This window comes from Hydrococcus rivularis NIES-593, assembly GCF_001904635.1.
Classification (GTDB): Bacteria; Cyanobacteriota; Cyanobacteriia; order Cyanobacteriales; family Microcystaceae; genus Hydrococcus; species Hydrococcus rivularis.
The window spans coordinates 20669-47515 of sequence record NZ_MRCB01000017.1; the positions used below are offsets into that span (position 1 = coordinate 20669).

General features: G+C 46.6%; 33 protein-coding genes. 18 read left to right on the forward strand and 15 right to left on the reverse strand.

The features are described from left to right. Nucleotides 1–533: 533 nt before the first annotated feature. Both psbA and NIES593_RS14305 read left to right on the forward strand, forming a co-directional pair. On the forward strand, nucleotides 534–1616 hold the full coding sequence (gene psbA / locus NIES593_RS14300; protein WP_073600226.1) for a photosystem II q(b) protein: 1083 nt from the start codon (nucleotides 534–536) through the stop codon (nucleotides 1614–1616). Between the two features lie 140 nt (nucleotides 1617–1756). Next, nucleotides 1757–2908, forward strand: a complete 1152-nt coding sequence (locus tag NIES593_RS14305; RefSeq protein WP_139253713.1) for a photosynthetic reaction center family protein — start codon at nucleotides 1757–1759, stop codon at nucleotides 2906–2908. Between the two features lie 18 nt (nucleotides 2909–2926). Here NIES593_RS14305 and NIES593_RS24615 read toward each other — a convergent pair whose 3' ends face one another. After that, on the reverse strand, nucleotides 2927–3130 hold the full coding sequence (locus NIES593_RS24615) for a hypothetical protein (RefSeq protein ID WP_217651910.1): 204 nt from the start codon (nucleotides 3128–3130) through the stop codon (nucleotides 2927–2929). Here NIES593_RS24615 and psbC point away from each other — a divergent pair. From psbC to apcD (NIES593_RS14360), 11 genes are all read left to right on the forward strand, one after another. Next, nucleotides 3118–4551 carry a photosystem II reaction center protein CP43 gene (gene psbC, locus NIES593_RS14315; protein ID WP_073600228.1) on the forward strand — a complete coding sequence of 478 codons (1434 nt, stop codon included), beginning with the start codon at nucleotides 3118–3120 and terminating at the stop codon, nucleotides 4549–4551. The two genes, NIES593_RS24615 and psbC, sit on opposite strands and share 13 nt — an antisense overlap. 71 nt (nucleotides 4552–4622) lie before the next feature. After that, nucleotides 4623–5684, forward strand: a complete 1062-nt coding sequence (psbD, locus tag NIES593_RS14320; RefSeq protein WP_015143536.1) for a photosystem II D2 protein (photosystem q(a) protein) — start codon at nucleotides 4623–4625, stop codon at nucleotides 5682–5684. 11 nt (nucleotides 5685–5695) lie between these two features. Further along, on the forward strand, nucleotides 5696–5857 hold the full coding sequence (locus NIES593_RS14325) for a hypothetical protein (protein WP_083602451.1): 162 nt from the start codon (nucleotides 5696–5698) through the stop codon (nucleotides 5855–5857). A 39-nt stretch (nucleotides 5858–5896) separates the two neighbouring features. Next, nucleotides 5897–7429: a photosystem II chlorophyll-binding protein CP47 gene (gene psbB, locus NIES593_RS14330; protein WP_073600229.1), complete on the forward strand. Its 1533-nt coding sequence runs from the start codon at nucleotides 5897–5899 to the stop codon at nucleotides 7427–7429. 91 nt (nucleotides 7430–7520) lie between these two features. Beyond that, nucleotides 7521–7745: a photosystem II reaction center phosphoprotein PsbH gene (gene psbH / locus NIES593_RS14335; protein ID WP_015143539.1), complete on the forward strand. Its 225-nt coding sequence runs from the start codon at nucleotides 7521–7523 to the stop codon at nucleotides 7743–7745. A gap of 20 nt (nucleotides 7746–7765) precedes the next feature. Beyond that, on the forward strand, nucleotides 7766–7909 hold the full coding sequence (locus NIES593_RS24245; RefSeq protein WP_015143540.1) for a hypothetical protein: 144 nt from the start codon (nucleotides 7766–7768) through the stop codon (nucleotides 7907–7909). 42 nt (nucleotides 7910–7951) lie between these two features. Further along, the gene (gene apcD, locus NIES593_RS14340; RefSeq protein ID WP_073600230.1) at nucleotides 7952–8428 is read left to right on the forward strand and encodes an allophycocyanin subunit alpha-B; all 477 of its coding nucleotides are present in this window, start codon (nucleotides 7952–7954) and stop codon (nucleotides 8426–8428) included. An 88-nt stretch (nucleotides 8429–8516) separates the two neighbouring features. Beyond that, nucleotides 8517–9002: a globin family protein gene (locus NIES593_RS14345; protein ID WP_073600231.1), complete on the forward strand. Its 486-nt coding sequence runs from the start codon at nucleotides 8517–8519 to the stop codon at nucleotides 9000–9002. Nucleotides 9003–9113: 111 nt separating this feature from the next. After that, on the forward strand, nucleotides 9114–9593 hold the full coding sequence (gene apcD / locus NIES593_RS14350; RefSeq protein WP_073600232.1) for an allophycocyanin subunit alpha-B: 480 nt from the start codon (nucleotides 9114–9116) through the stop codon (nucleotides 9591–9593). A gap of 44 nt (nucleotides 9594–9637) precedes the next feature. Then, nucleotides 9638–11914, forward strand: a complete 2277-nt coding sequence (locus NIES593_RS14355; RefSeq protein ID WP_073600233.1) for a phycobilisome rod-core linker polypeptide — start codon at nucleotides 9638–9640, stop codon at nucleotides 11912–11914. Next, nucleotides 11886–12395, forward strand: coding sequence for an allophycocyanin subunit alpha-B (apcD, locus tag NIES593_RS14360; RefSeq protein WP_073600234.1), 510 nt, complete (start codon nucleotides 11886–11888; stop codon nucleotides 12393–12395). Before NIES593_RS14355 ends, apcD (NIES593_RS14360) begins: the two co-directional genes overlap by 29 nt. Before the next feature lie 21 nt (nucleotides 12396–12416). Here the strand turns inward: apcD (NIES593_RS14360) and leuD are convergent, their stop codons facing one another. The 4 genes from leuD to NIES593_RS14380 all read right to left on the reverse strand — a co-directional run bounded on the left by leuD (nucleotide 12417) and on the right by NIES593_RS14380 (nucleotide 16141). Continuing rightward, the gene (gene leuD / locus NIES593_RS14365) at nucleotides 12417–13010 is read right to left on the reverse strand and encodes a 3-isopropylmalate dehydratase small subunit (protein ID WP_073600235.1); all 594 of its coding nucleotides are present in this window, start codon (nucleotides 13008–13010) and stop codon (nucleotides 12417–12419) included. A 67-nt stretch (nucleotides 13011–13077) separates the two neighbouring features. After that, nucleotides 13078–13938, reverse strand: a complete 861-nt coding sequence (locus NIES593_RS14370) for an SWIM zinc finger family protein (protein ID WP_073600236.1) — start codon at nucleotides 13936–13938, stop codon at nucleotides 13078–13080. Then, nucleotides 13935–14696 (reverse strand): M15 family metallopeptidase, encoded by a 762-nt coding sequence (locus tag NIES593_RS14375; RefSeq protein ID WP_073600237.1) that lies wholly within the window; start codon nucleotides 14694–14696, stop codon nucleotides 13935–13937. The genes NIES593_RS14370 and NIES593_RS14375 overlap by 4 nt, the downstream gene beginning before the upstream one ends. Nucleotides 14697–14749: 53 nt before the next feature. Further along, a complete protein-coding gene (locus NIES593_RS14380) occupies nucleotides 14750–16141 on the reverse strand; it encodes a malic enzyme-like NAD(P)-binding protein (protein WP_073600238.1) in 1392 nt (463 codons plus the stop codon). 157 nt (nucleotides 16142–16298) lie between these two features. On the opposite strand from NIES593_RS14380, the gene NIES593_RS14385 reads away from it, so the two are divergent. Next, nucleotides 16299–16925, forward strand: a complete 627-nt coding sequence (locus NIES593_RS14385; protein ID WP_073600239.1) for a hypothetical protein — start codon at nucleotides 16299–16301, stop codon at nucleotides 16923–16925. After that, complete coding sequence (locus NIES593_RS25245; protein WP_281250748.1) at nucleotides 16922–17056, forward strand: hypothetical protein; 135 nt, start codon at nucleotides 16922–16924, stop codon at nucleotides 17054–17056. The genes NIES593_RS14385 and NIES593_RS25245 overlap by 4 nt, the downstream gene beginning before the upstream one ends. On the opposite strand, the gene NIES593_RS14390 is transcribed toward NIES593_RS25245, so the two are convergent. From NIES593_RS14390 to NIES593_RS14420, 7 genes are all read right to left on the reverse strand, one after another. Then, a complete protein-coding gene (locus NIES593_RS14390) occupies nucleotides 17043–17390 on the reverse strand; it encodes a translation initiation factor (RefSeq protein WP_073600240.1) in 348 nt (115 codons plus the stop codon). The two genes, NIES593_RS25245 and NIES593_RS14390, sit on opposite strands and share 14 nt — an antisense overlap. A 159-nt stretch (nucleotides 17391–17549) precedes the next feature. Then, complete coding sequence (locus tag NIES593_RS14395; protein ID WP_073600241.1) at nucleotides 17550–17957, reverse strand: CAAD domain-containing protein; 408 nt, start codon at nucleotides 17955–17957, stop codon at nucleotides 17550–17552. Between the two features lie 213 nt (nucleotides 17958–18170). After that, nucleotides 18171–19553, reverse strand: coding sequence for a thioredoxin-disulfide reductase (gene trxB / locus NIES593_RS14400; RefSeq protein ID WP_073600242.1), 1383 nt, complete (start codon nucleotides 19551–19553; stop codon nucleotides 18171–18173). A 121-nt stretch (nucleotides 19554–19674) separates the two neighbouring features. Beyond that, nucleotides 19675–19878: a hypothetical protein gene (locus NIES593_RS14405; protein WP_217651911.1), complete on the reverse strand. Its 204-nt coding sequence runs from the start codon at nucleotides 19876–19878 to the stop codon at nucleotides 19675–19677. 80 nt (nucleotides 19879–19958) lie between these two features. Continuing rightward, the gene (locus NIES593_RS14410) at nucleotides 19959–20549 is read right to left on the reverse strand and encodes a chromophore lyase CpcT/CpeT (RefSeq protein ID WP_073600243.1); all 591 of its coding nucleotides are present in this window, start codon (nucleotides 20547–20549) and stop codon (nucleotides 19959–19961) included. A 27-nt stretch (nucleotides 20550–20576) separates the two neighbouring features. Beyond that, nucleotides 20577–21740, reverse strand: a complete 1164-nt coding sequence (locus NIES593_RS14415; RefSeq protein WP_073600244.1) for an esterase-like activity of phytase family protein — start codon at nucleotides 21738–21740, stop codon at nucleotides 20577–20579. 57 nt (nucleotides 21741–21797) lie between these two features. After that, nucleotides 21798–22247 (reverse strand): hypothetical protein, encoded by a 450-nt coding sequence (locus NIES593_RS14420; protein ID WP_073600245.1) that lies wholly within the window; start codon nucleotides 22245–22247, stop codon nucleotides 21798–21800. Between the two features lie 92 nt (nucleotides 22248–22339). Between NIES593_RS14420 and NIES593_RS14425 the strand changes: the two genes are divergently transcribed. Further along, nucleotides 22340–23518: a tetratricopeptide repeat protein gene (locus NIES593_RS14425; RefSeq protein WP_217651912.1), complete on the forward strand. Its 1179-nt coding sequence runs from the start codon at nucleotides 22340–22342 to the stop codon at nucleotides 23516–23518. Between the two features lie 89 nt (nucleotides 23519–23607). Here NIES593_RS14425 and NIES593_RS14430 read toward each other — a convergent pair whose 3' ends face one another. Beyond that, nucleotides 23608–23835: a photosystem II protein, Psb35-related gene (locus NIES593_RS14430; protein ID WP_015143558.1), complete on the reverse strand. Its 228-nt coding sequence runs from the start codon at nucleotides 23833–23835 to the stop codon at nucleotides 23608–23610. A gap of 71 nt (nucleotides 23836–23906) precedes the next feature. Beyond that, nucleotides 23907–24104 carry a cyclic electron transport protein PGR5 gene (pgr5, locus tag NIES593_RS14435; RefSeq protein ID WP_073600246.1) on the reverse strand — a complete coding sequence of 66 codons (198 nt, stop codon included), beginning with the start codon at nucleotides 24102–24104 and terminating at the stop codon, nucleotides 23907–23909. 198 nt (nucleotides 24105–24302) lie between these two features. Here pgr5 and NIES593_RS14440 point away from each other — a divergent pair, with 198 nt between their 5' ends. Next, entirely contained in the window at nucleotides 24303–25712 is a 1410-nt protein-coding gene (locus tag NIES593_RS14440) for an amidase (protein ID WP_073600247.1), read from the forward strand. A gap of 52 nt (nucleotides 25713–25764) precedes the next feature. After that, nucleotides 25765–25998: a hypothetical protein gene (locus NIES593_RS14445; RefSeq protein ID WP_073600248.1), complete on the forward strand. Its 234-nt coding sequence runs from the start codon at nucleotides 25765–25767 to the stop codon at nucleotides 25996–25998. An 81-nt stretch (nucleotides 25999–26079) separates the two neighbouring features. Here the strand turns inward: NIES593_RS14445 and folE are convergent, their stop codons facing one another. After that, entirely contained in the window at nucleotides 26080–26808 is a 729-nt protein-coding gene (folE, locus tag NIES593_RS14450; RefSeq protein ID WP_073600249.1) for a GTP cyclohydrolase I FolE, read from the reverse strand. Between the last annotated feature and the right edge of the window lie 39 nt (nucleotides 26809–26847).

A 26847-nucleotide genomic window follows, 5' to 3' on the forward strand; every position in this document is an offset into this window, starting at 1 on the left:
AATTGTAACTTTTTGTTAAGACAGTAACTTCTTTCATGAGTTTTTCAGGTTTTTTTCGTACTCTGCTAAACAAGCTAGTTTTTTAATTTGACTAGCCAGCGACAATCGTTTTCCCAATCTTGCTCGATAGGGCAAGACAGTCAATTTCACTTTTTTCCTTTTAGAAGAATCGATTTTTCGGAAGACATTTTAGTGTTTGCTTCCTAAAATAATCCCCTCGCCTCTGGCCTCGGAAACCGTGACGAGGGGAAATTCCATACCCTTTTAGTAAGGATTCTCTATCTATGATACCGCAAGAATTTACCCTCAAGCCATCTATCCACAGCAGTCTTTTTGATAAACGCTTAACCAAGCCGATAGCTCTTAGGGTAGATAGTCCCCATTCTCCAAGAATTTTTTGGCTCGTTTAGTAAAGAGCTAGTCAGAGCTATTATTTCGCCAACATGCCCAAGCTTTGCGATCGCGCAAGGTTCTCAACTTACCTGAGTTGGTTGAGTTCAAATTTCTGTTGAAAAAAAACACTGGTCAATTCTATGACGACAACTCTTCAAAAACGCGAAATTCCTAACTTATGGGAACAGTTTTGTCAATGGGTCACCAGTACCGAAAATCGCCTTTACATTGGCTGGTTTGGGGTGCTAATGATTCCACTGCTCGGAGTCTCCACCACGGTTTTTGTTCTCGCCATCATTGCTGCTCCTCCCGTGGATATGGACGGACTCCGCGAACCGATAACGGGTTCGATCCTCTATGGCAATAACATTATTACTGCGGCTGTCGTTCCCACTTCCAACGCCATCGGCTTGCACTTTTATCCCATTTGGGAAGCCGCCTCTATGGACGAATGGCTATATAACGGCGGTCCCTATCAAATGATTGCTCTCCACTACGTCCCAGCCCTGTGTTGCTATCTAGGACGAGAGTGGGAGTTGAGCTATCGCCTCGGCATGCGTCCTTGGATTTGCGTTGCTTTCAGCGCTCCTGTTGCTGCCACGACATCCGTTTTTCTAATTTATCCTCTCGGACAAGGCAGCTTCGCCGATGGTCTGCCCATGAGTATTAGCGGCACGTTCAACTTTATGTTCGTCTTCCAAGCCGAACATAACATCCTCATGCATCCCTTCCACATGCTGGGAGTTGCTGGTGTATTTGGAGGTGCTTTTTTCTGTGCCATGCACGGTTCGCTAGTGACTTCTAGCCTGATTCGGGAGACTAGCGAGAACGAATCGCAAAACTATGGTTACAAGTTCGGACAAGAAGAAGAAACTTATAACATTGTTGCCGCTCATGGCTACTTCGGTCGCCTGATCTTCCAGTACGCCAGCTTTAACAATAGCCGCAACCTGCACTTCTTCTTAGCCGCTTGGCCAGTAATTTGCATCTGGTTTACGGCTTTGGGGATCTGCGTCATGGCGTTTAACCTCAATGGATTCAACTTTAATAATTCCATCCACGACGCTCAAGGTCGGGTGTTGCCTAGCTGGGCAGATGTGATTAACCAGGCCAATCTGGGTTTTGAAGTTATGCACGAGCGCAATGCTCACAACTTCCCACTCGATCTTGCCAGTGGCAAGGCTATCCCAGTTGCTTTACGTGCCCCTGCAATTGCTAGTTAGATTGAGTTTTCTCCAAAAAGACGCGAGCGTCTGCTTTAGTCAAGTTACTATCTCCAAACAAGTTACCCCCGTCGTCTCTAAACTCGGAAACCGGGGCGATGGGGTTATCTCCTACCCTTTCTGTAAGGAAGAGTTAATACATGGTACAGCAAGAGCCTACTCTCACGCCTTCGATTGAAGTGGATTCTGTTATTGAATCTCCAACAGAGTCAACGACTGCTCTCAATAGACGCGAAACTCTATTAGCCAAGTGGGAGGAATTTTGTCGATGGATTACCAGTACCGAAAACCGCATTTATATTGGCTGGTTTGGGGTAATCATGATTCCGACCCTTTCAACGGCTGCGATCGCATTTATCATTGCTTTCATCGTCGCTCCTCCAGTCGATTGGGAGGCAACGGGCGCGCCTGTGACTGGCGCTTTACTCGGCGGCAACAATCTGATTACGGCTGCGGTTATTCCTACCTCCTCAGCCATTGGTCTGCATTTTTATCCTATTTGGGCAGCAGCTTCAATCGATGAGTGGCTGTACAATGGCGGTCCTTACCAGCTCATCGTGCTGCATTTTTTGATCGGCATTATCTGCTATCAAGATCGGGAGTGGGAATTGAGCTATCGGTTAGGAATGCGTCCTTGGATTTCCCTCGCTTTCACCGCTCCCGTTGCTGCTTGCATATCGGTGTTTTTGGTCTACCCCGTCGGACAAGGAAGCTTTTCTGAGGGAATGCCGTTGGGAATCTCCGGTACATTTAACTTTATGTTGCGATTTCAAGCCGATCACAATATCCTGATGAATCCTTTTCATCAGATAGGAGTCATTGGGGTATTGGGCGGTGCTTTTTTAGCTGCCATGCACGGTTCGTTGGTCACGTCAACGCTCATTCGCAAGACGGGCGAGTCTGAATCGATTAATACCGGATACAGACTAGGTCAGAAGAACCCAACTTACAGCTTTGGCGCGGCACGAGGATACATGCAGCGATTCTGGCATTTTAGTTTTCCCAATTCTCGCACTTTGCATTTTTTCCTTGCCGCTTGGCCCGTGGCAGGAATTTGGTCGGCTGCTTTGGGGATCGACATCGCTGCCTTTGGCTTTGACGGATTCAACGTCGATCGCTGGGTTCCGATCTATCAATCGCAAGGACAATTTCTTCCTAGCTGGGTAGACATAATCGATCGCGCCAATCTGGGGATAGAAGCCATGCAAAAGCGTCCTTTTGAAAACTTCCCCTTGAATTTAGATTCAAACGAAGTACTTCCACTCACGATCGATACGGACGATCGCCCTTAGGCGAACCTCTCTCATCAGTCAATTAAGTTTTTCTGCGCGATCGGTCGCTGGTTTTGGCATCGATTGACAACTCAGCAGCGATCGATCTCGCCAACCAAGCAGCAATGATGCCAAGCTCTTCGGAAGAATGGCTCCGAGTGGGTGAGGAATATCTTCAAAATTCCTAGATTTTAGGACTTCAACCGTTCGTTTTTCACAAGGACTCAAGCATGGAAACACCATTTAATTCTTCTACTGTCAAAATTGGGACAACCGTCCAAGACGTTACTACCAGAGATGCTACCTTCGATCTTGCCCGCGAAGGTCGCGATGAAGCTTCCACCGGATATGCTTGGTGGGCGGGAAATGCCCGTTTTATTAATCTGTCTGGGAAATTCTTAGGGGCACACGTTGCCCATGCAGGGCTGATGGCTTTTTGGGCGGGAGCGATGCTGCTGTTTGAGATCGCTCACTATGTTCCAGAAAAGCCCATGTACGAACAGGGGTGCATTCTCATGCCCCACCTTGCCACTTTGGGCTTCGGCGTCGGTCCTGGCGGTCAAGTAGTCGATACATTTCCCTATTTTGCGATCGCGGTAATCCATTTAATTGGTTCTGCCGTTCTCGGCATTGGCGGACTCTATCACTCGCTGCGCGGACCGGAGAAACTAGCAGGTTTCTTCGATTTTGATTGGTCGGACAAGGATAAGATGACTAGCATCATCGGCTATCATCTGATTGCCCTGGGAATTGGCGCGTTCCTGTTGGTAGGCAAAGCCATGTTCTGGGGGGGCTTGTACGACACTTGGCTGCCGGGAGGCGGTGGCGTGCGCCTGGTTACCAATCCTACCCTCGATCCGAGAGTTATCTTCGGTTACTTTTTCAAGTCGCCTCTAGGCGGTTCGGGTTGGATCGTGAGCGTGGATAATTTAGAAGATATCGTCGGCGGACATATTTGGATGGGTGGCATCCTGATTGCGGGCGGCATTTGGCACATTTTTACCAAACCCTGGAAGTGGACAGATAAGGTCTTCATCTGGTCTGGAGAAGCTTACCTTTCTCAAAGCTTGGGCAATATCGCCGGACAAGCGTTTATTGCCGCCATGTTTATCTGGTTTAACAACACCGCCTATCCGAGCGAATTCTACGGTCCGACCGTTCCTGAAGCTTCTCAGGCTCAAGCGTTGGTGTTTCTGGCAAGAGACCAACGCCTGGGAGCGGATATAGGAACCGCTCAAAGTGTTACGGGACTGGGCAAGTATTTAATGCGATCGCCGACTGGAGAAATTATTTTTGGCGGGGAAACCATGCGTTTCTGGGATTTTCGCGGTCCTTGGCTAGAACCGTTACGCGGCACGAATGGTTTAGATCTCAAAAAACTTCAGCATGACATTCAACCCTGGCAAATTCGCCGCGCTTCCGAATACATGGTTCATGCACCCCTGGGTTCGATTAACTCAGTAGCAGGTCTTGCTACTGATGTCAACTCCTTTAACTATGTATCTCCGCGCACCTGGATGACTGCCTCTCACTTGATTTTTGCCCTCTTTTTCCTAGTCGGTCACTGGTGGCATGCCGGTCGGGCACGGGCGGCGGCTGCTGGTTTTGTCAGAGGGATTAACCGCGAAGACGAACCAGTTCGCTCGATGGGGGACATAGATTAGTTAATTCGATTCACAATTCACAATTAGCAATTGCCAATTGAAAAAATTGAGTTTTTAGATGATTAAAAACCATGACTATAGCAATTACTCGCAGACAACCAACCCAAGGATGGTTTAGAACGCTAGACGACTGGCTCAAGCGCGAACGCTTTGTCTTCATTGGCTGGTCGGGACTGCTGCTCTTTCCCTGTGCCTATCTAGCAATCGGAGGATGGTTTACTGGCACTACCTTCGTTACCGCTTGGTATACTCACGGGTTAGTCAGCTCTTACCTAGAAGGATGTAACGTCCTGACTGCCGCTGTCTCTACTCCTGCCGACAGCATGGGACATTCCCTGCTGCTGCTGTGGGGACCAGAAGCCAACTGGAACTTTACCCGTTGGTGTCAGATAGGGGGGTTATGGACGTTTACTGCCTTACATGGCGCTTTAGGATTAATGGGCTTCATGCTGCGGCAGTTAGAAATTGCCCGTTTGGTAGGAGTGCGACCCTACAACGCGATCGCTTTTAGCGCTCCCATTGCCGTATATGTCAGCGTCTTTTTGGTCTATCCTTTATTCCAATCGAGCTGGTTTTTTGCCCCCAGCTTTGGCATCGCTGGCATTTTCCGTTTCGTTCTTTTCTTCCAAGGCTTCCACAACTATACCAATAACCCCTTCCACATGATGGGAGTAGCTGGCGTTCTCGGAGGCGCTTTATTGTGTGCCATTCACGGTGCAACGGTACAAAACACGATCTTTGAAGACACGAAAAGTTTCAATACCTTTGGCGGATTCAGTCCCACGCAAGAAGAAGAAACCTATTCGATGGTGACTGCAAACCGCTTCTGGTCTCAGATCTTTGGCATTGCTTTCTCCAACAAGCGCTGGCTGCACTTCTTTATGTTATTCGTTCCGGTAACTGGCTTATGGATGAGTGCGATCGGCATGGTCGGTTTAGCGTTCAACCTGAGAGCCTACGACTTTGTTTCTCAAGAGTTGCGAGCAGCCGAAGACCCAGAGTTTGAGACTTTCTACACCAAGAATATTCTCTTGAATGAAGGTTTGCGAGCTTGGATGGCAACGATGGATCAGCCTCACGAACGCTTCCAGTTTCCCGATGAAGTGCTGCCTCGCGGTAATGCGGCTAAGTAGGAGATCGACCAATGAAGAAGTTTCTGAAGTATATCATTGCCGCTCCAGTAGTTTCTACTATTTTGTTTGCTGGTTTTTCAGCCCTAGTCGCTGCGTTAGATCGCTGTTTCCCCGGTTCGCTGGACGGCACTTATCTTCGACTCTTTTTTCCACCGACAGATATAAATGTTTGATGCAATTTTAAATCTTCTTTCAGACAAGGAGAATCTTTCATGGGACTACCTTGGTATCGCGTCCATACAGTGGTTTTAAACGACCCAGGACGACTCATTGCCGTCCATCTGATGCACAATGCCCTTTGTGCGGGTTTTGCTGGCTCGATGCTTTTGTTTGAGCTAGCTTTGTACGATCCCAGCGATCCAGTTCTCAACCCCATGTGGCGGCAGGGATGTTTCTTAATGCCTTTTGTGGCACGACTGGGGGTAACGAACTCCTGGCAGGGCTGGAGCATTACGGGCGAAACCTTTGACGATCCGGGTTTCTGGACATTTGAAACCGTCGCGATCGCTCATATCGTCTTTTCCGGTCTCGAATTCCTGGCTGCTGTCTGGCATTGGGTTAACTGGGATCTCGTCACCTTTTTTGACGAAAAAACTGGCGAGCCAACTTTGGATTTGCCCAGAATCTTTGGCATTCATCTATTTTTAGCAGGTTTACTCTGTTTTGGTTTCGGAGCTTTTCATTTAACCGGTATTTTTGGTCCGGGGATGTGGGTTTCAGACCCTTATGGTCTCACGGGTCACGTACAAGGCGTTGCCCCCGTCTGGGGACCGGAAGGCTTTAATCCTTACAACCCTGGCGGCGTGGTCGCTCACCACATTGCAGCGGGGATTGTCGGCATTATCGGCGGACTATTTCATATTGTCGTTCGACCTTCAGAAGGACTCTATCGACTCCTGCGGATGGGAAATATAGAAGGCGTACTCGCCAGTTCTCTTGCTGTCTTCTTTTTCGCGGGTTTTGTCGCCAGTGCCAGCATGTGGTACGGAACTGCCACCACTCCCATCGAATTGTGGGGACCGACACGCTATCAGTGGGATAAAGGTTACTTCCAGCAAGAGATTGACAGGCGGGTGCAAGCTGGCTTAGCTGAGGGAAAAAGCCTTAACCAAGCCTGGTCGGCGATTCCTCCCAAGCTGGCTTTCTACGACTATATCGGCAATAGTCCTGCTAAGGGGGGTCTGTTCCGAGTCGGTCGCATGGTCGATGGCGATGGACTTGCTACGGGTTGGTTAGGGCATCCCGTCTTTAAAGACGGCGAAGGTCGGGAATTGACCGTGAGGCGCATGCCTAATTTCTTTGAGACTTTCCCCGTAGTGATGACCGATAAAGATGGAGTCGTTCGGGCAGATATTCCTTTTCGGCGCACCGACGCTAAGTATAGTGTCGAGCAAACCGGAGTCACGGTGAGTTTTTACGGCGGTCTTCTCGACGGTCAAACCATTAGCGATCCCGCATTGGTGAAGCAATATGCTCGTAAGGCTCAACTCGGCGAACCGTTTGAGTTCGATCGCCAAGCCTATAATTCCGATGGCGTATTCCGAACCAGTAACCGAGGCTGGTTTGCCTTTTTCCACGCATGTTTTGCGCTGGTCTGGTTTTTTGGGCACGTCTGGCACGGATCGCGCACTCTCTTCCGAGATGTTTTTGCTGGCATCGATCCAGACCTTGATGAAGAGCAAGTAGAATTTGGTGTCTGGCAAAAAGTGGGAGATATTACCTCGCGCAAACGGCAAGTTGCTTAGGAGTGCCAGTAGTAGTGCGGGCAGGATGCCTGCACTACTACCAAAACCTTCAAAAATTTCATCGAGATTCAGAGATTCACTAGAGGAATTCATGCAAGTACGAAAATTTGCTCCCAAAAAAGTTGCTCCCTTGCAATATTTTTTCAAGCGCTTTAATTCCCAAGCAGGTAAGGTAATTCCTGGCTGGGGAACTACGCCTCTGATGTTGGCTTTGATGCTGTTGTTTTTCTTCTTTTTGTTGATGCTGCTCGAGATTGTCAATGCCTCGATTCAATTGGAAGGGATTGACGTGGATTGGAAAAGCTTGAGCTATTAGTGCGATCGCGAGGAGGTTCGATGTCATCGATCTTTTTTGCCTACGGAGAGGGACAGTTTTCCTCAACTGCAACTGGAATAACTTTAGGGTTGCTAGCGGCTGTATTATTTTGCGTCCTCCTGGGAGTCTATGCAGCCTATACCTACCCAGCCAACCGAGAATAAAACACTTTTAAATGTTTGATTGTCAAAAACAAGGAGAAAACCATGAGCATCGTCACCGAATTAATTCTCAATGCCGATAGCGAAGCTCGCTATCCCGGTCCCAAAGAGCTACACATCTTCCAAGACTTCTTAAAAACAGGAGAGCAACGGCTTCGGATTGCAAAGTTTCTGGCAGACAACGAACAACAGCTCGTCCAAAATGGCAGTGCCCGGTTCTGGGAACGGTGTCCGGTTACGCCGAGCAACAGCGGCAATCCAAGAAAAACAGCCTCCTGTCAGCGCGATCAAGGCTGGTATATCCGTCTGATTGCCTACTCAGTTTTGGCAGGTAGCGAGAAACCCCTCGAAGAAATAGGCACGATTGGGATTAAAGAGATGTATAACTCCCTGGAGATTCCAATCGCCAATATCGTCGTAGCAATGCAATGCCTCAAAGAAGAAGCCGTATCTATGATGGGTGAGGAGGATGCCGCCGAAGTCGCCCCCTATTTTGACTACGTTATTCAGGCATTGTCCTAACGATAAGTCATTAGTCATTGGTCGTTGACCATTTGTCCCAATGACTAATGACCAATAACAAATAACAAATCACAAGGAGACAAGATTTATGCAAGACGCAATTACTTCTGCAATCAATGCCTTTGACGTTCAAGGTCGCTATCTAGACGACGACGCGATCGCAAGGCTGCGGGGATATTTCCAAAGCGGCACCATGCGAGCCAAGGCAGCTACGGTTATTGGCGCTAATGCCAAATCTATCATCACTAAGACCGTAGCCAAGTCTCTGATGTACACAGATATCACTGCTCCTGGCGGCAATATGTACACCTGCCGTCGCTATGCTGCTTGCATCCGCGACTTGGATTATTTTCTTCGCTATGCAACCTATGCCATGCTTGCAGGCGACCCCTCAATTCTCGACGAGCGCATCCTCAATGGACTGAGGGAAACTTATAACTCTCTAGGCGTTCCTATTAGTGCAACGGTAAGAGCATTACAGGCAATGAAGGAAGTGACTGCCGATATTGTAGGGCCGGATGCTGGCAAGGAGATGGGCGTCTACTTCGACCACATTTGCTCTGGCTTGAGTTAAAGACTTTTTGGTTAATCGATAGTTGTTAGTCGTTGGTAGAGAGTTTCTTGTATCCACTAACGACTAACTTTACTGAAATACTCGATCGCTATCACAAACAAGGAAAACGACATGAGCATTATTACTCGCTCTATTGCGAACGCCGATCGCGAAGTTCGCTATCTCAACCTCGGAGAATTAAATGCCATTCGCAATTTTTATGAGGGAGGAAAAAATCGACTCCGGATCGCTGAGATTTTGACAGCAAATGAAGAAAGCATCCTCGAAAGAGGAAGTCAAAAATTCTGGAAGCGATGTCCCGATACACCGAGCAATACTGGCAACGCAACTTTTCGCGCCTCCTGCATGCGAGATCAAGGTTGGTATATCCGCCTAATTACTTATGCGATCGTAGTGGGGGATATAGAACCCTTAGAAAAAACTGGCATCAAAGGCGTAAAGGAAATGTACGAATCCCTAGAAATTCCTCTCACAAATGTCGTTGAATGCATGCGTTGCCTCAAAGAAGTGACTCTAGAGATGCTGTCGCTAGAAGATGCTGCTGAGGTAGCGCCTTATTTTGATTATTTGATACAAGGAATGATGCCTTAATTTCAATTTTGGATTTTAGATTTTGGATTTTGGATTGAAAAAAAATGAGTGTCAATGCTAGTGGTGGCAGTCCGGTTGTCCACCCACAACAATATCAAACTTTACCGACTTCTCTACTTTCCCAGGCAGAACAGCAAGATCGTAGCTTAAGACGCAGCGAACTCGATGAATTATTGAGTTTTTTTAGATCTGGTGTCAAGCTGCTGCAAATTGTCGAAACCCTAACCGAGAATGCAGACCAAATTGTCTCAGCTGGTGCCAAGCGAATTTTTTGGGGCGGGAATCCGATGGATTACCTGGACAAGCCCATAGAAAAGATAGATTTACCGGGGTTTGGGAGGCCGGTAACCCTTGCCGAAGCAGCGCTTGCCAAGGAGGCTGTACTCGATCGCGAATTCAAGAAGCTGCAAGTCCCTAGTTCGATAAATCCTCCTCGCAACTTCAATCCCTTCAGCCACTTGTGGGAGAATCTTCAGGGGGCTATTCAAGGCATGCTGGCAGGCGATCGAGAAGCCCTGCCTGGGGGATTCAAAGCCATTAATATCTCTCGCTATGGCACCGTCAGAATGAAAAGGTCGATGCGGGATCTGGCTTGGTTTTTGCGCTACATCACCTACGCGATCGTTGCCGGCGATGGGAGTATTCTAACAGTCAATGCTAGGGGATTGCGGGGAGTTATTCCCGAAGATGTCACGATGGCTACGGTGGTGGCACTCAAGGAAATGCGCTGGAAGTCTTTGACCTACTTCAAAGGGGATGAGGAAGCCAGCGAAATTATCAAACACTATTTCGATGTATTAATTGATGCCTATCAAGTCGAAAAACCTCCCGTCAGACTCCGGCAAGGGGTATCGAACGACCAGCAGGGATTGCAACTACCCGAAAGTTATTCCCTCAGTGCCGAAGTGCGATCGAAATTTTTCATCCAGCCCGGTTTCTTGGCAACGGAGAAGCAAGCAGCCATCAAAGCTGCCTACCGACAAGTCTTTGAGTGCGACATTAACCGCGCCTACGGACTATCTTTATCCGACCTCGAATCGAAGGTCAACAGCGGTAATCTTTCGATGAAGGAATTTATCCGCGCTTTGGGGAAATCTCGTCTCTACCGCAGACAGTTCTACGAACCTTACGCCATTAGCCGAGTTATAGAACTTGCCTTTCGTCACTTTCTCGGTCGCGGGTTGAGTTCTTTAGAGGAGTTCCAAGAACACTTTGAGATTATGTCAAAAGGCGGCCTGCCTGCTTTGGTGGATGCTTTAGTAGACTCTGAAGAATATGCCGATTACTTTGGCGAAGAGACGGTGCCTTACCTGCGGGGTTTGGGTCAAGAAGCTCAAGAATGCCGCAACTGGGGCCCCCAGTTCGATCTATTTAAACACAGCGCCCCTGTCCGCAAAGTTCCTCAGTTCGTTACGCTGTTCGCCAATTACCAAAAACCCTTATCCAATCAACACGTCTATGGGACTGGAAACGATCCGCTAGAAATCCAGTTTGGGGCGATCTTTCCCGAAGAAACTCGCAATCTGGCTGCCCAACCCTCACCTTATGGTAAGGATAATCGCCGCATTTTGATTGGTTGCGGTTTGGGAAATGGCAACGGACATAAGAATGGGAGTCCTCTAGGAAGAGCACCTTCTTTGAGTTCGAAAGTATTGAAGCTCAATGGTGCTGCGAATGGAAATGGGAATCGGGGTGCAAACATCAACCTGGCAATCCACTGTGCCGAAACGGCAATTAGAGGGGCTTACCGACAGGTATTCGGACGGGATGTCTATTCGGGTCAGCGTCTCGTGAGTGCTGAAACCAAGCTTAAAGGCGGCGAAATTACCATGCGAGAGTTTGTGAGACAGCTAGCCAAGTCTCGTTTATTCCGCAGTTTGTATTGGGATTCGTTCTATATTACCAAAGCGATCGAATACATCCATCGGCGTTTGTTGGGTCGTCCTACTTACGGGCGAGCAGAAATGAGTCGCTACTACGATCTCTGCGCCAAAAAGGGTTTTTATGCCTTAATCGACGAAATAATTGATAGCCTCGAATACTCAGAAGCTTTTGGAGAAGATACAGTTCCTTACGAGCGGTATGTAACGCCGAGGGGATTTGCCATGCGATCGCTGCGGGAACCCGCCCATTGGTCATCCTCTCAACTGAACCGAACCGTTAGTGCGGGTATGTTTCTAGCTCAAAAAATGCAAGAAAAAAATAAGACTCGCATAACTGCTGCCAATCGTAACGCCAGTCAAACCCAAGCTCAACAGACAACTCTGCTAGTTACCGTTCGGGAGGAAACCCATGAGTATAGTCAAACAAGTGATTCTTAACGCCGATGAAGAACTTCGCTATCCTACTCCTGGCGAACTCCGCCTATTTCAAAATTTCTGCCAGTCGGGAGAAAAGCGAATCCGCATTGCTAACAAGCTAGCGGCAAACGAAAAGAGGTTAGTAGAAAGAGGTTCGGCAAGGTTTTGGCAACGTTGTCCGGTTACGCCCAGCAATAGCGGCAATATGAGAAAAACAGCTTCCTGCCAGCGCGATCAAGGCTGGTATATTCGCTTAATTGCTTACTGCGTTTTAGCCGGAAACGAACAGCCCCTTGCAGAGATCGGCACGATTGGCATGAAGGAAATGTACCAATCTTTGGGCATTCCTATATTTAATTGGGTTGAGGCTTTAAAATGTCTCAAAGAAGAGGCGATCGCGTTGCTGGGCGAAGAGGATGCTGCTGAGGTCACGCCCTATTTCGACCATATTATCCAAACGCTTGCTTTACCGGGACCGCCTTATTATATGAATGATAAATGAGCCAACAATCGTGTTGGGAATTTAGCTTGCCCAAGATAGATAAGGCAATTTTGAGGCTGTGGCTCGAATTCGGTCGGTATCTTGGATCAGTTGTCCGCAGCTATCCCAGGTTCCCGAAATCAGCATTTGCCGCGAACCTTCATCCATAAAAACGGGAGCGCTAAAATCTCCGCAGCGAACTTGCATGGTTTCTAGATCGACGGACATGGCAGCTTGAGGATTTTCTTGTAGCAACGCTTGTAGTCGTTCGATCGCCTTCGGTTCTGCGGTAAGGCAAGGAACGCCATTGGCCACGCAATTGCCAAAAAAGATTTCGGCAAAACTTTCGCCGACGATCGCTTGGATTCCCCATTTAATAATCGCTTGGGGAGCGTGTTCTCGCGAAGATCCGCAGCCAAAGTTAGCGTTGACGACTAAGATATTAGCACCTTGGTATTGAGGGAGATCGAAGGGATGCTGTCCGCTAGCTTGGGCGCGATCGTCGGCAAAAACCTGCGCTCCTAGCCCGTCAAAGGTCACGCAGCGCAAAAAACGCGCGGGAATAATGCGATCGGTGTCAATATCGTCTCCAACTAAAGGAATTCCTCGTCCCGAAATCCGTTCTATCTTACTCATGAAATAATACGCCAAATTGACTTGCTACTATCATCGCAAATAATTGCTAGGCTAGGACATTGGGATGTCAATCGCTGCTTAAGGCAGACGCGATCGCTTGTTGGCTTGCGGTTCGATAAACTTGCTCTAGGTATTGCTCTACCGCCTGCGCGTCAGCATAGGCTAACGGAATCCTGCCCAAAAGATTGAGGACGGTTTTGCCGTCGGCGGGAGGAACGATTGCCACCAGCGAAGAGTCTAGCGGCTCGTCATATTGCCAGAATTGTTCAATATTACTTGTTTTTTGGGATTTTTTACCAATTTCTGGCTTCTGGACGGGCGGGTTTTCCAGATTAACTGTCGGTAAGTCGGTTGAGTTTCTAGATAAACCCGCCTCTACGGCTGACTCCTGACTTCTCAGCTGCCGGAGGGCTTCGAGAATCTGTTCTTTTGTACGTCCTCGGAGTTGAAAGAGAACGAACGGATCTTCGCTAAAGCGATCGCCCAATTGATAGTAAACCGCACCGATATGCTTGCAGGGATTGGCTTTATCGGGACAGCTACAATGGGAATGAATATCCGATAGGGTAAAGGGAAACAAACTCAATCCATTAGCGGTAAAAACTTCTTCAATCTTGTCGGGCATTTCTCCCGCCAACAGTTGAGCGGAAAAAATTGCTTTTTGGGACAGGGTATCTATGACGTAATTCCAGTCTTCATCGGTAAACGGATCGAGGGAGATGGAGACTCGATAAGGTTCTGGTTCGCTTCCCTGTACCTTTGCCAAAACCTTAGCCCCTTCAAATTCGATACTGAGGACGTTTCCTTCCCTGGCATAAATTCTGGCTCTTTCCAGACGTTTTTTAAAACGGTAGGAATCGAGCAATTCTAACCAACGCTGTACCCACCAGGGAGAATTCCCAATTGTGAATTCTGAATTTTGAATCATCTTGATTGACTGTTGTTGGTTGGTTGTTTGAGTTCTCTGGCTTTATAGAAAGTTTCTAGGCTATTGCGATCGCCCACATATCGCCAGTGCCAGGGTTCATAACTCACTCCTTGAGGATTATTGGGTGGAAAGGACAATTCAAAACTATAGCGATTGGCGTTATTTTTCAGCCAGCGAAAGGCAGCGGTTTTCTCAAAACTAACGCTGAGATTGGTTGCGGGCGATCGCCCATCGCCAAGATCGATCGCGTAACCCGTGTGATGTTCGCTATAACCGGGAGGGGCGCTAACTTCTGCTCGCTTACTTGCTTCTTGATTGCGCTGTTGCTTGACTTCAAAAAACAGGCGATTTTGTTCCCTAACCGAGCGAAATCCGGAAATAGGAATCAAAATAACGCCATCCGCTCTTGCTGCTGCCTGTAATTGCAAGAATGCCTCTGCCGCCGCCAAGCGCATGCGAATGCGACCGTCGGGCGTTATCGCTTTCAACTCCGATTCGGGAGCTTCTTCATAAGGAAGATGACCCAAAACGTTTTCCACTGGTTCGCTAGTTGGCGTTGGCGCAGGGGTGGTTGGAGTAGGGGTAACGGTGGCAGCAGACTTTTGGGGCACTTTAGCGGGAGAACGAAACAATAATACCCCCGCGATAATCGCTAGCATCCCCAGTCCTAACGAGAAGCCAATGAGGAATAGCGGCAACTGTCGCGACGATTGTTTGTTCTTTGGGCTGTCTCGCAACGCCTCTGGAATCTCGTCCATACTCCCCCACCAAATCTTCCCATTCCTAATTTAGCGGAATTTCTGTAGCGATATCATTGACGGGCGACTCCATCCTGACGGGCTGCCTGTTGAACCGCGGCAGAGACAGCAGTTGCGACTCGCCGATCGAACACCGAGGGAATAATATGTTCTCGGTCGAGGTTGCCACAATGAACCAGAGATGCGATCGCTTTGGCAGCTTCTAGATACATATGGTCGGTAAAAGTTTTAGCGCGACAATCTAACGCGCCGCGAAAAACGCCGGGAAAAGCGAGGACGTTGTTGATCTGATTGGGATAGTCGCTGCGTCCGGTTGCCATGACTGCCACATCATTTTTTACCAGTTCGGGTTGAATTTCGGGAATGGGATTAGCCATGGCGAAGACAATGGGATCTTTTGCCATAGAACGCACCATCTGGGGCGTTACCACTCCGGGAACGCTCACGCCCAAGAAAACATCGGCCTCTTTGATGGCATCGGCAAGGTTTCCGCTAGCTTCTACGGCAAATTCTTGTTTCTGAGGGGTGAGATCGGTACGTGTTTTGGAAAGAATGCCTTTAGAGTCGCACAGCCAGATATCAGTCGCTCCGGCTTGGCGCAGGAGGCGGGCGATCGCGATGCCTGCGGCTCCCGCCCCATTGATAACGATTCGCACGTCTTCCATCGGCTTCCCGACGAGTTTGAGGGCATTAATTAAGGCTGCTAGCGTAACGATCGCCGTTCCGTGTTGGTCGTCGTGAAAGACGGGAATATTAAGTTTCTCGCGCAACCGTCGTTCGATTTCAAAGCAACGGGGAGCGGCAATATCTTCGAGATTAATACCGCCAAAAACGGGAGCGATATTTTTAACCGTCGCCACGATTTCATCGGTGTCTTGGGTTGCCAAACAGATAGGAAAAGCATCCACGCCAGCAAATTCTTTAAAAAGCATGGCTTTTCCTTCCATGACTGGCAGGGCAGCTTCGGGTCCCAAATTTCCCAGTCCGAGAACGGCGCTGCCATCGGTGACAATGGCGACGGTATTGCTTTTGATCGTCAGGGAAAAAACTTGAGCGCGATCGTGGGAGATCGCTTCACAGATCCGTCCTACCCCAGGCGTGTATGCCATCGCCAACTCGGACTGAGAGGCAAGGGGAAATCGACTGACAATCTCTATTTTGCCACCCCGATGCAGGTCGAAAGTGCGATCGGAAACTTCCAGGACTTTGATATCCGGTAGTGCTTTAATGGCAATGACAATTTGTTGGGCATGTTCCTCGCTGGCAGCATCGACGGTCAGTTCTCGCCGAGAGATTTTTAAGTTGCGATCGATCAAAGAAATCTGTCCGAGACTGCCACCCACTTTTGCGATCGCTTGGGTGACAGAGGCTAAGCTTCCGGCTTGATTGGGTAGTTCGATCTGAAGCGTTAGGCTATAACTAGGATTAGGGGTTAAATTGACCATTTTGCTGCTGAGTGATGCCGCTTGCTTGAGGCGGATAAATATTAGCTAATAGATAAATATTAGTAAATGACGAAGTCTTGATTGTATTGTATTAGTCTTATCAGTGAGTCGCGATCGCATAGATATAAAGAATTAATTGCATCAATCTAAAAAATTAATGGAAAATTTGCTATCACTCGAACGAGCTGCCAAATCTATTATTACCAATTCTTCCCAAAAACCGTCCCCAAACGATCTGGTTAATGCTTTACTCCAGGCAGAAAAAACTGCCAAGCGCGACAAAAAACGCTATTCCTTTCTACAATTAATCGGAACTTGGCGGTTGTGTTTCATCACGGGAACCCAAAAAACGCGCCAGCGTGCGGGCATCGTATTAAAATCTGGGCGATATCTTCCCTCTTGGGTCAAGATATATCTGTCTTATTCTCCTGTAGGCGATGGAGACTCGCCCGAAGCGCGCGGTAATATTCAAAACCTGGTCGAGTTGGGTTCTCTACAATTTTCTTTTTCTGGTCCGGTGAAATTTTTGAGTGGGAAAAATATTCTTGCCTTTGACTTTACGCGAATAATAGTTAAATTGTTTGGATTCAAGCTCTATGAAGGATATATCAGAGGTGGCAAAACTAGCGAAGAAAAATTTTATGCAGAAAGGGTAGGCAAGCAGGCATTTTTTGCTTATTTTCTAGTCCAAGAAAATCTTATTGCTGCCAGGGGAAGAGGAGGCGGGTTGGCATTTTGGGGAAAGGATAAAACTAACGATATGGAGCGACGCAGAGAAAGATGAATGAGATGCTAACCGAAAAAATTCGGAATGATTTCGACCGAATTGCCTTGTACGATCGAGAGAGAAAGACTTTTGCTATTAGCTTGGGCATTCATTTCCAAGCTGATGCCAGTCTAATCAGCCGCCACTAATTTTTGCCTTGTATCCCAATTCTATTAAAATTTGCAAAATTTTTTGTTGATGTTCTCCCTGAATTTCTAAGGTATTTTCTTTAACTGTGCCACCACTGCCGCATTGAGTTTTTAATTGTTTTAGTAACTGTGCCAAAGTTTCTGGCTTACACTGAAAGCCACTAATAATCGTCACGGTTTTTCCCTTGCGTCCGGATTTGGAAGCCTGCACTCGCAAATTTTGTTGGTTAGGTGGTAACTCTGGAACTGCTCTTTCTAGAGCTTGAGAATTATCTGGATTGCCAAATTCTTGGTAGACAATTCGATTTTTAGAAGACTGATTTTTAGAAGACATGATAGCCAGTTAAAAATTTAATAGCAAAAATTGTTGGTTTGCGATCGCGACCAGGAAAAACCTTGATAAATTCGGTTCTTTCCACTCATTATAAAAAATTCCATAAAAAAATCCTCCGTACCATAACAGCCGGAGGGTTTTTAAAACGATGTAGATCTCTTATGCTTTGTCGCCGAAAACTTGGGTTTTAATTGCTTCAAACTCGGCGAGCAATTCTCTACGAGTTTCTGATTTTAAGAGATAGCGCCAAACAAACCAAGCCGTGTATCCTATGCCAACCAGTTCTAGCAAAGGTGCTAGCAGGGGTATATCATTAACTGCATCGAGGACAGCTAGCGTGATTTTGACGGTAATGATACCCAGAACAAAGAGTCCAATGACAATCAGGAATTGCTTGTTTTCGGTATAAAACTGACCGATATAATCCGGAACTTTAGCAACCACCTCCATAACGGGTTCTACCCATTCTCGCCAAGGGCTATCGGTAGAAGGTGCTTTTTTTTCTATCTGTCCTCCAGAGCCAAGCTTAATACCTAGATCCTGTTTTGTGCTTTCTTGGGATTCCATATTGACCTATCCTCAATGTAAGATTAGATATTTTATAACAAGAGTCAGACAGACGCACTGACGAGCGAACTGACTGACTTTGCCCATATTATCAGACACTTTCGATCGCGCGATCGTTACAAGTCGCTAAGTATTTACAATTAGTTAGTTAAAAGACACGAAAACCCAGAAGTCTCTGGATTTTCCTCCGCTTGCTCCCATCGAGTGTTTTAACTAGCGAACGCTAGCAGGCAGATAGCTGTCAATGGCTTGACGAAATTCGCTCTTTTGCTTAACCCCTCTAAATTCTTTGAGCAATTCTTTGTCCTTAAACAATTGTACGGTTGGCGTTCCTACTACATGAGCGGCTTTAGCAATTTCTGGGTCGGCTTCAATGTCAATTTCGACAAAGTGAATCTTGCCGTCGTACTCGTCTACCACTTTATCTAAAATTGGCTTAAGGGTGCGACAAGGACCGCAGGTAGGGGAAACATACTTGACTACGATCAAGCGATCGCTTTCATGGAATAGCTTGCGCAGTGCAAATCCCCCGACGTGGCGCGTGGCATTGATGTCGAAGGTTTCTTCCGTATCTGCCACCGCTTCTTTCTCTTGTGTCTTGACAGGCTGTTCCGATTCGGGTTTTTGATGGTATTCCTGAATCAGATGATTGGCAGAGAGCCAGCGTTCTGCGGTTAGCGCCGCCATGCATCCAGTTCCCGCTGCCGTGATAGCTTGACGATATTCGTGGTCTTGCACGTCTCCAGCCGCATAGACTCCCTCGACGCTAGTTTCTACCGTACCGGGTTTGACGACAATGTACCCGACGGGATCTAACTCCAATTGTCCTTTGAATAGGGATGTATTGGGCGTATGACCGATGGCGTAGAATAATCCGCTTACGCGCAGTTCGCTTTCTTCACCCGTCTTATTATTGCGGATTTTTATCCCTTCCATGCGACCCTGGGTTCCGAAGACTTCGGTTGCTTCGGTATTCCAGTGAACCGTTATTTTAGGATTATTCATCACCCGATCTTGCATGGCTTTACTAGCTCGCATTTCCTCTCTACGTACCAACAGATGAACGTGAGAGCCGTATTTGGTCAAATACACGGCTTCTTCAGCCGCAGAGTCGCCGCCGCCGATAACGGCTAATTCTTCATTTCTAAAAATCGGGGTTGCGCCATCGCAAATCGCACACGCCGAAATCCCCTGACTCCAAAACTGTGTTTCACCGGGCAATCCCAACCGCTTCGCCGTCGCTCCCGTAGCGATGATGATACTATGAGTTTTAACTTCCCTCTCGCTCGATCGCACGGTGAAGGGACGCTGGCTGAGATCGACTGCAATTACATCTTCTGTATAGCACTCCGTTCCCCAGCGTTCGGCTTGCGCCTTCATTCTTTCCATCAGTTGCGGTCCGGTGATTCCTTCGGGAAAGCCAGGGAAATTCTCTACTTCTGTCGTCGTCATCAGTTGTCCGCCTGGAATGCCTCCCGCCTGAAAACCTTCAAACATGACGGGTTTTAGATTGGCTCGCGCCGCATAGATGGCAGCAGTATAGCCAGCAGGACCGGAACCAATAATAACTAGATTCTCTACAGTTGGGTTTGCCATTACCTGTAACTAAAACTCATAACGACTACGTTTAATAGTATAGCGAATTCCGCCACTTTCAGCACAAAATTTTTAAAAGCTGGGTTTACCTTTTATATATTGTTGATTCTAACCGAGTTGCTTACCCTATTCGTGCTTTTGCCCAAGCGCGAAAAGTACTCATTGCTTTATTTGTGCCCTCACTCTTGCAGCGATCGCTCTCATTGAGGGTTAACAAACAGATGATTTCTCTCAAGGGTAAATTAGGAAAGTTGGGACTAAATTCAGACTCGACCTCGACATACTTGCCGTTTCGCAACACTCGCCGTCCTGGCCGTACGGTCAAGCGTTTCAATTCCAATAACATGTTTTTATCTCAATTTTTTTTGGTTTGAGAGAGGGCGGTCGCGACTCGCCCTTTTGTCGCTAAATTTCTACTTCGTCGGCAAAACTATGCTTGCGGGTAAATTCAAAAGCTCCCGCGATCGACCCCCAAACCAGTTCGTCGGTTTCGGGATCTAAGCCGCGATCGATGCTAAACAATTTATGTTCGCTAACCTCGAAACTATTATCGAGATAAGTTGTCTTGTCGTTGCGCACAACAATGCAGTTTTTTCCTGGCTTGATATATCCCTTGAAACTGCTGCCCGTCCAGTCAACAAACATATCGCAACCTTCCATTTTTTCTAAGCGATCGCTTGTCAGTTTTTGCAAGCGTTCCAAGTTACGAGAAGCCCCAAAAAATTCTTCTTCGTCTTTGACTTTATAGTTTTCTAATTCGATGCGATCGCCCACTACTGCTAATTTAAACACCCGCAAACGATAAGGGGTATCGAGCATAAAATCATAAGCTTGTTCCAGAAATAAGCTTGTTTGCCCCAACAAAGCCAGAGGCAATGGGCGCATGCAGACGCGAATGTGAGCAAACAGAGGAGGATTAGCCCAAGCTTGTTCTTGATTGCTGAAATCTGCTGCCATCCAGCGAGCAAGAGTTTTGATATCGGTTGCGTGAGACATAGTAATTTTGGATTTTAGATTGAGAATTTACGCTCCGGTGAGACGAAATAGGAGAAATTGAGTGACTTGTTCGTTTTTAAAATTATCGTCGCTAACGACTACTAATGTTTGACTGCCGTCGGGTAATTTTGGTCCGAGGGTCATTCCTTCTAAATTATCGAGGTCGATCCCCAATTCGCCTAAATCTAACAACAATTTTTTCTGTAAGGGGACAACTTTCGCGAGATTTCCTTGAAAACTGAGAAGGCGCGAGGTATCAGTCCCGTTGCTGTTGACGACTTGATAAATTTTTGCCCCAAAGCCAGATAAGCCTAAAGTTCTCTCTAGCGCGAGAAGATAGCCTTCCCTCTCTAGGGCTGTCAGTTCGCACAATCCATTGGCAAGCGTATCGTTTGAAGCCCCATCGAGCAAATACAAATTCTCTGACACTAAAACGGGTTCGCCGATGGGATTGATAACGTAGTGCAACAGACGAATCCTGGCGTTTTCTTCGGGAGTTTTTGGCGGACTGTCTTGCAAGAGTGCCGATTCGGTGGCGGTAAACAAGCGGAAGGGATCGTCTTTCATGACGCTGTTTTGCCCTAGAGTGAGGGCTTCAAAGCCCAAATTATCCTGAATGCCGCGAGGTTCTGTCTCAGAAGCTTTCGAGTCTGCAAATAAAAACCGCTGAGGAATTCTTAAATTTTGCTGCAATTTTCCAGTTTTTAAGTCAAATTCGCCAATAAAAGGCTGTATATTTTGTCCGATCGCGCCTTCGCTAGAAATAAATAGAGTTCCTCGCGGAGAAAGGGCGATTCCTTCGAGGTCAATCGTTCCTGGGGGGTAAGTTTCTCCTCGTTCGTTTTTGAGAAAAGTAACTCCTTCGATCTCGATTTTGTCTATATTGACTTTCCCGGTTTCCGATCGATTGAGGTGGAGATTTAGGGTATAAAATCGAGCGGGAGCTAGTTGAGAGCGATCGTCAGAAATGGCATAGAAACGATTGGTTTGGCGATCGTAAGTTATGGCAGATAAACCGCCTATCGGCGTATCTTGAAACGTTTGTTTTGGGAGCTGATATTCTCCTAAAAACTCTAGGGAAAGATCGAGAAACATTCGTTGTTGGGCACTAACTCGCGGAAGCATTCCACAAGCTGACAATACGAAAATTAAAATGATACTAAAAAACGATTTAAATAATAATTTCTTCATCGGATTAGTAGTTAGTAGTTGATGGTTACTCCTGGGACTTCCAAGTTCTGTCCTACATTAAAATTCCCATCCTAGATTTCTTGTCTTGTTTTCTGGAGATAGATCGGTAATGCCGCTGGTATAAGCTTCTTTAATTTTTTCAAAAATAAATTCATAAACTTCTTCAAATTGATTGAATTCATCCCAGAAAAGTTTAAATTCTTTTCCCCAAGGTAAAATCATCACGACATAATTATCCAATATTTTGTCTAAAGTTAAAGAAACATTAACTCTTTCTGATGCAAACTTTTCTGGTTGGCTGAGATTTTCATATAAAGTAATCAAAATACTAAAATACATGATACCGCGTTCGTCGAAGCTAATGTCTGTCTTTTCTACCGGGCACTGAAAATAGTCGCTCATTTTCCGAACGAAAGAGTTGACAAAATCCTGACGCATTTGCATCGACTCTAAATAGTCTTTTCGAGCAGCAGCATAAGCTTGACATAGTTCTTCAAATTTAGACATGTCTGACTTTTCTAAGCTATGGTTAGGAAGATAGAATTAACTGATATCGGATGAGCGATCGCACTTATTTTTCAAGGATACTAAATTTGGTCGTGGCTGTTGTTATCATTTTCTTGGAAACGGCGGTTATTCAAGAAGATAAAGCTTTAGCTCAGTCCGAGCAAACCAATCGCCCCGATCCCCTAGAGCAACCAATTGAAGACCCTTTGCTTCCTTCTCGGAGGCGATCGCTAACTCCTTTTGAAGTACGCCGACTCCGAGAAGCGTTAGATGCTTTGAATGCCGAAGCACAAGCGCAACTACAAGCAGGAGATGCCAACCAAGCTTTTGCAATTTGGTATCGCGAACTAAGATTGAGAAGAACTCTCGGTCGTCTAGAAGAAATCGACGCGCTAGGAAGAGTCGGACAGATTGCATGGGAGCGAGAACGCGGTCAGGACGTACAAACGATCGCAAAACGTTTAAATGTCGTGCAACAGGAAGCTGAAGCAGAAGCGTCTCTAAGTCCAGAATTATTAAAGGCATTCGCTACAGCTTATCAACAAGTCCATAATATTAATAATTCTATTGATATTTATCAAAAAATTCTCGCCAACGCGCGTCAAGAAAAAGATACTAGCGCTGAAGAAGAAGCGTTAAAAAAACTTGGAGAGTTATATTTAGCCAAGTTTGACTATCCTAATGCTGCAAAAATTTACGAAGAATTATTAAAGCGATCGCAATCTCGATCGAATAGCTACAATGAAGGGATTTATTTACAAAAACTAGCCGAAATTTATAGTCAAGCACTGCAAACTGAAAATGCAGTGCGAATTAAAGAACAACTAGCTGAAAACTCTCAGAACAATCAAATTACTCTAGCGTTAGCCGAGTTAAAGCTGGAGATAGGAGCAGATTATGAAACTCTAAAACAACCCGAAAAAGCTTCTCAAAACTATCAAGAAGCTTTTTCATTAGCTTGGTCGCAGCAAGAATATGGAACCGCAGGAGATGCTTTAATAAAACTGGGCAATCTTTATCAAGCTTATCACCAAGATGACCATGCTCTGCAAATCTATCAAGAGTTAATTAAAGTCGAGCAACAATCTTATAATTACTACGGATTGATGCAAACCTACGATCGCATCGGACAAATTTATTTAAAGCAAAAAAACTATCCTCAAGCTTTAACAGCTTTTCAACAAGGTTTAGAAATTGCTAGAGCCTTAAAATATAGAGAAGATTATTTTCTCTCACAAATAAAGCAAATAAATAGTCAAACAATTCCTTAACTTTTAGCAATTTATTTTCTAAAGAAAAAACCTCGGTTACTAGCCGAGGCAAGAGGAGAACTCATTGTCTTTCAGGAGATAGCAACGCTTTAGTTAGGCAGGTTGTTGCTAGTGTAAGCATCCATACTGTAGGCAGGTACGCGCTCTGCATAATTAATGTCGCGTCCGGTAACGGCTTTAGCGAGCTTTTCAAAAGATTCAGATTTCCAGTTGCGGTTATGAATTGGCTTGGTTTGTTCGCCGAGAAAATAAGCTTGGGTGCCAATGATAGATGCTGCAATCCAACCAACTAAAAAGAGGCAAATTAAGATAGTCATTGTTTTTTCTCCTTGATTAATTGTGTTAATAGTTGAACGTCAAAAATTTAATAAGTTTTTACTAATAACGTTTAAGCTAGCAAACCTAATTTCTTACCATTATTTTTTGCCAAACGAATTAGGTTTTGTCTTTCTTTAGATTCGAGTCCGAAACGATTGCAGAAAGCGGTGATAACTTGGGCGTGGAGTGCGATCGCTTTGCCGCGTAGTTGATTGAATTGAGCTTGTCCCATCCGATCGCGGAGCAACATGACCACAGGTGCAAACATTTTTAACTCCTCTGTTCTTTTGTTTGTTTCTCTATGTAAATAAATGTAACAATTTTATTAACTATTGTAAAGATGTATTGACAAAACATTTTCGATACTATCTATAAGCTTTACTTATAAAAAATAGGAGAGAGGAAGAGAGAAAGTAACCAATCGCTATATAAACTGGAGCTATGTATCGCTTGTAAGCAAACAGCAATGAATTTAGTCGATCTCGCTTTCACTCCAGCCTTAGAACAAGCGCGACTCATCCGCGATCGCCAGATTTCTCCCCTAGAATTGGTCGAGCTATATTTAGATCGCATCGAGCAATACGACTCTCGATTGGGCAGCTACTTCAGCATTGCAGCCGAAACCGCTTTAGCCGAAGCGCAAGCCAAAACCGAACAGCTAGCCAACCTCAGAGATCCTGATGCACTGCCTCCTTTTTTCGGCGTTCCTAGTGCAATAAAAGACCTCAATTCCGTTACGGGCATGCCTTTGACTTTGGGCGTGGCTGCCCTGAAAGATAAAATTGGTACCTATGATGATGGGGTAGTCGCGCGAATGAGGACGGCTGGATTTATTATCTTGGGGAAAACGGCTACCTCAGAACTGGGTTCTTTTCCCTACATCGAAGCGCCGGGATTTCCGCCGACTCGTAATCCTTGGAACCCAGATTACACGGCAGGGGGATCGAGTGGGGGAGCCGCAGCAGCCGTTGCTGCCGGATTGTGTCCTATCGCTCAAGGTTCTGATGGAGGCGGTTCGATAAGAGGTCCCGCTACTTGTTGCGGTATCGTTGGCATTAAACCTTCGCGAGGTCGAGTATCTTGCGCTCCTGTAGGCGATTATCTCAACGGCATTGCTACTAACGGTTCTTTGGCACGTACCGTCGCCGATGCCGCAGCGTTGTTAGATGTTATGTCTGGATATACTACCGGAGATCCTTATTGGTTGCCCGAACCGGAAATGTCTTTTCTAGAAGCAACGCGTCAAAAACCGAAACGGCTGCGCATTGCTTTTTCTTCTGCATTAACGTCGTTTGGGGAAGCCGCAGACATCTTTCAGCAAGGCATTGAGCAGACAGTCAGGCATTTAGAAGCGATGGGACACATTTTAGAACCCGCCTGCCCCGACGTGAGAGATTTAGAGGAACCCTTCACAAAAATTTGGCAAGCCGGGGCTGCGTCAGTCGGAATTCCCTTAGAATTCCTAAGTCCGATTAGTCGCTGGAATATCGAAAAATCTGGGTCTGCGGGAGAATATTTACAGGCAGTCAGTCAGATGCAAATTATTTCTCGTCGGATTGTCGCTTTCTTTGAGCAATTCGATGCTCTCATACTGCCTGTCTATTTACATCAACCCATTCGGATTGGCGAGTGGGCAGAGTTATCGCCCCAAGAAACCCTAGACAAAATTATTAACTGGATAGCTCCCTGTCCGCCGTTTAATGCGAGTGGCTTGCCGGCGATCGCCATTCCGACGGGTTTTGATGCCAATGGATTGCCAGCAGGCATTCAAATCGTCGGCAAACCCGCAGCTGAAACGACGATAATTGCTCTAGCCGCTCGATTGGAGGAAGCGAATCCTTGGTTAACTCAGCGCCCGATCTTGTTTAGTGTTTAGTGTTTTTTGGGAATACTAAGGTTATCAGTGGTTTCCCATCTAGGAGACGGTAATGCGTCCTAAAACTTTGTTAACGGGGCTGTTAGTTCTAGGATTGCTCTTTATTGCGGTTGGCGATCGCATCCTTCCCCAACCGCTTAGCGATGCGAGTCGAAACGCGCGGACAAGCATCAACCAAATGATGCTGGGATTGTTTCCTAAATCTCGCACAGTCGAAAAACTTGAGAAACGAGAAAAAGAAGTGGAAAATCTCCTCGAGCAAAAAGCACGCCCTAAGTCCAATTAATTCTCATTCATGAGAAGGGGGAAAGGGCAAAGGGCAAAGACATTTTCATTTTTCACCCTTTCCCTTGTTTCTAAACAAAAATTACATAAAATTGGGTCGATGACGAATTAAATTCAAGAATTCTTCGCGAGTTTTCTGATCCTCTTGAAAAACTCCCACCATAGCACTCGTGACCGTCCAAGAACCGGGCTTTTGCACGCCCCTCATCACCATACACATATGGCTGGCTTCCATAACGACGGCAACGCCTTGAGGATCTAAAATGGTCTGAATTGCTTCGGCGATTTGACGAGTTAGGCGTTCTTGTACCTGGAGGCGGCGGGAGTACATTTCTACAATGCGAGCGAGTTTGCTCAAGCCCACCACTTTTTGATTGGGAATGTAGGCAACGTGCGCTCTGCCCATAAAAGGTAGCATGTGGTGTTCGCAGAGGCTGAAGAAATCGATATCCCGTACCAACACCATCTCATTGTGTCCTTCGTCAAAGATGGCACCGTTGACCAGTTCTTCGAGGGATTGGGTATACCCCTGAGTCAGAAATTGCATCGCTTCTGCGACTCGCTTGGGCGTTTTCAGCAGTCCCTCCCGCTCTGGATCTTCGCCAACTGATTCGAGCATCGTTCGCACTGCTTCTATCATTCTGTCTTGGTTTTCTGCGGAAGCAGCGTGGAATTGAGCTTCCTGACCGTCGTGAGTATTGCGGTCGGGCCTGCTCTTGACGCGTTCTATGAGATTGGGATTTAGAGCATTGGGACGATTCATGCTAGATGAATTGGGACGATTAAAACCGTTAGAAGATGTTATTGTCATGATCGAGCTTTGATAAAAGGCTTACCTAGTTTTGAGATT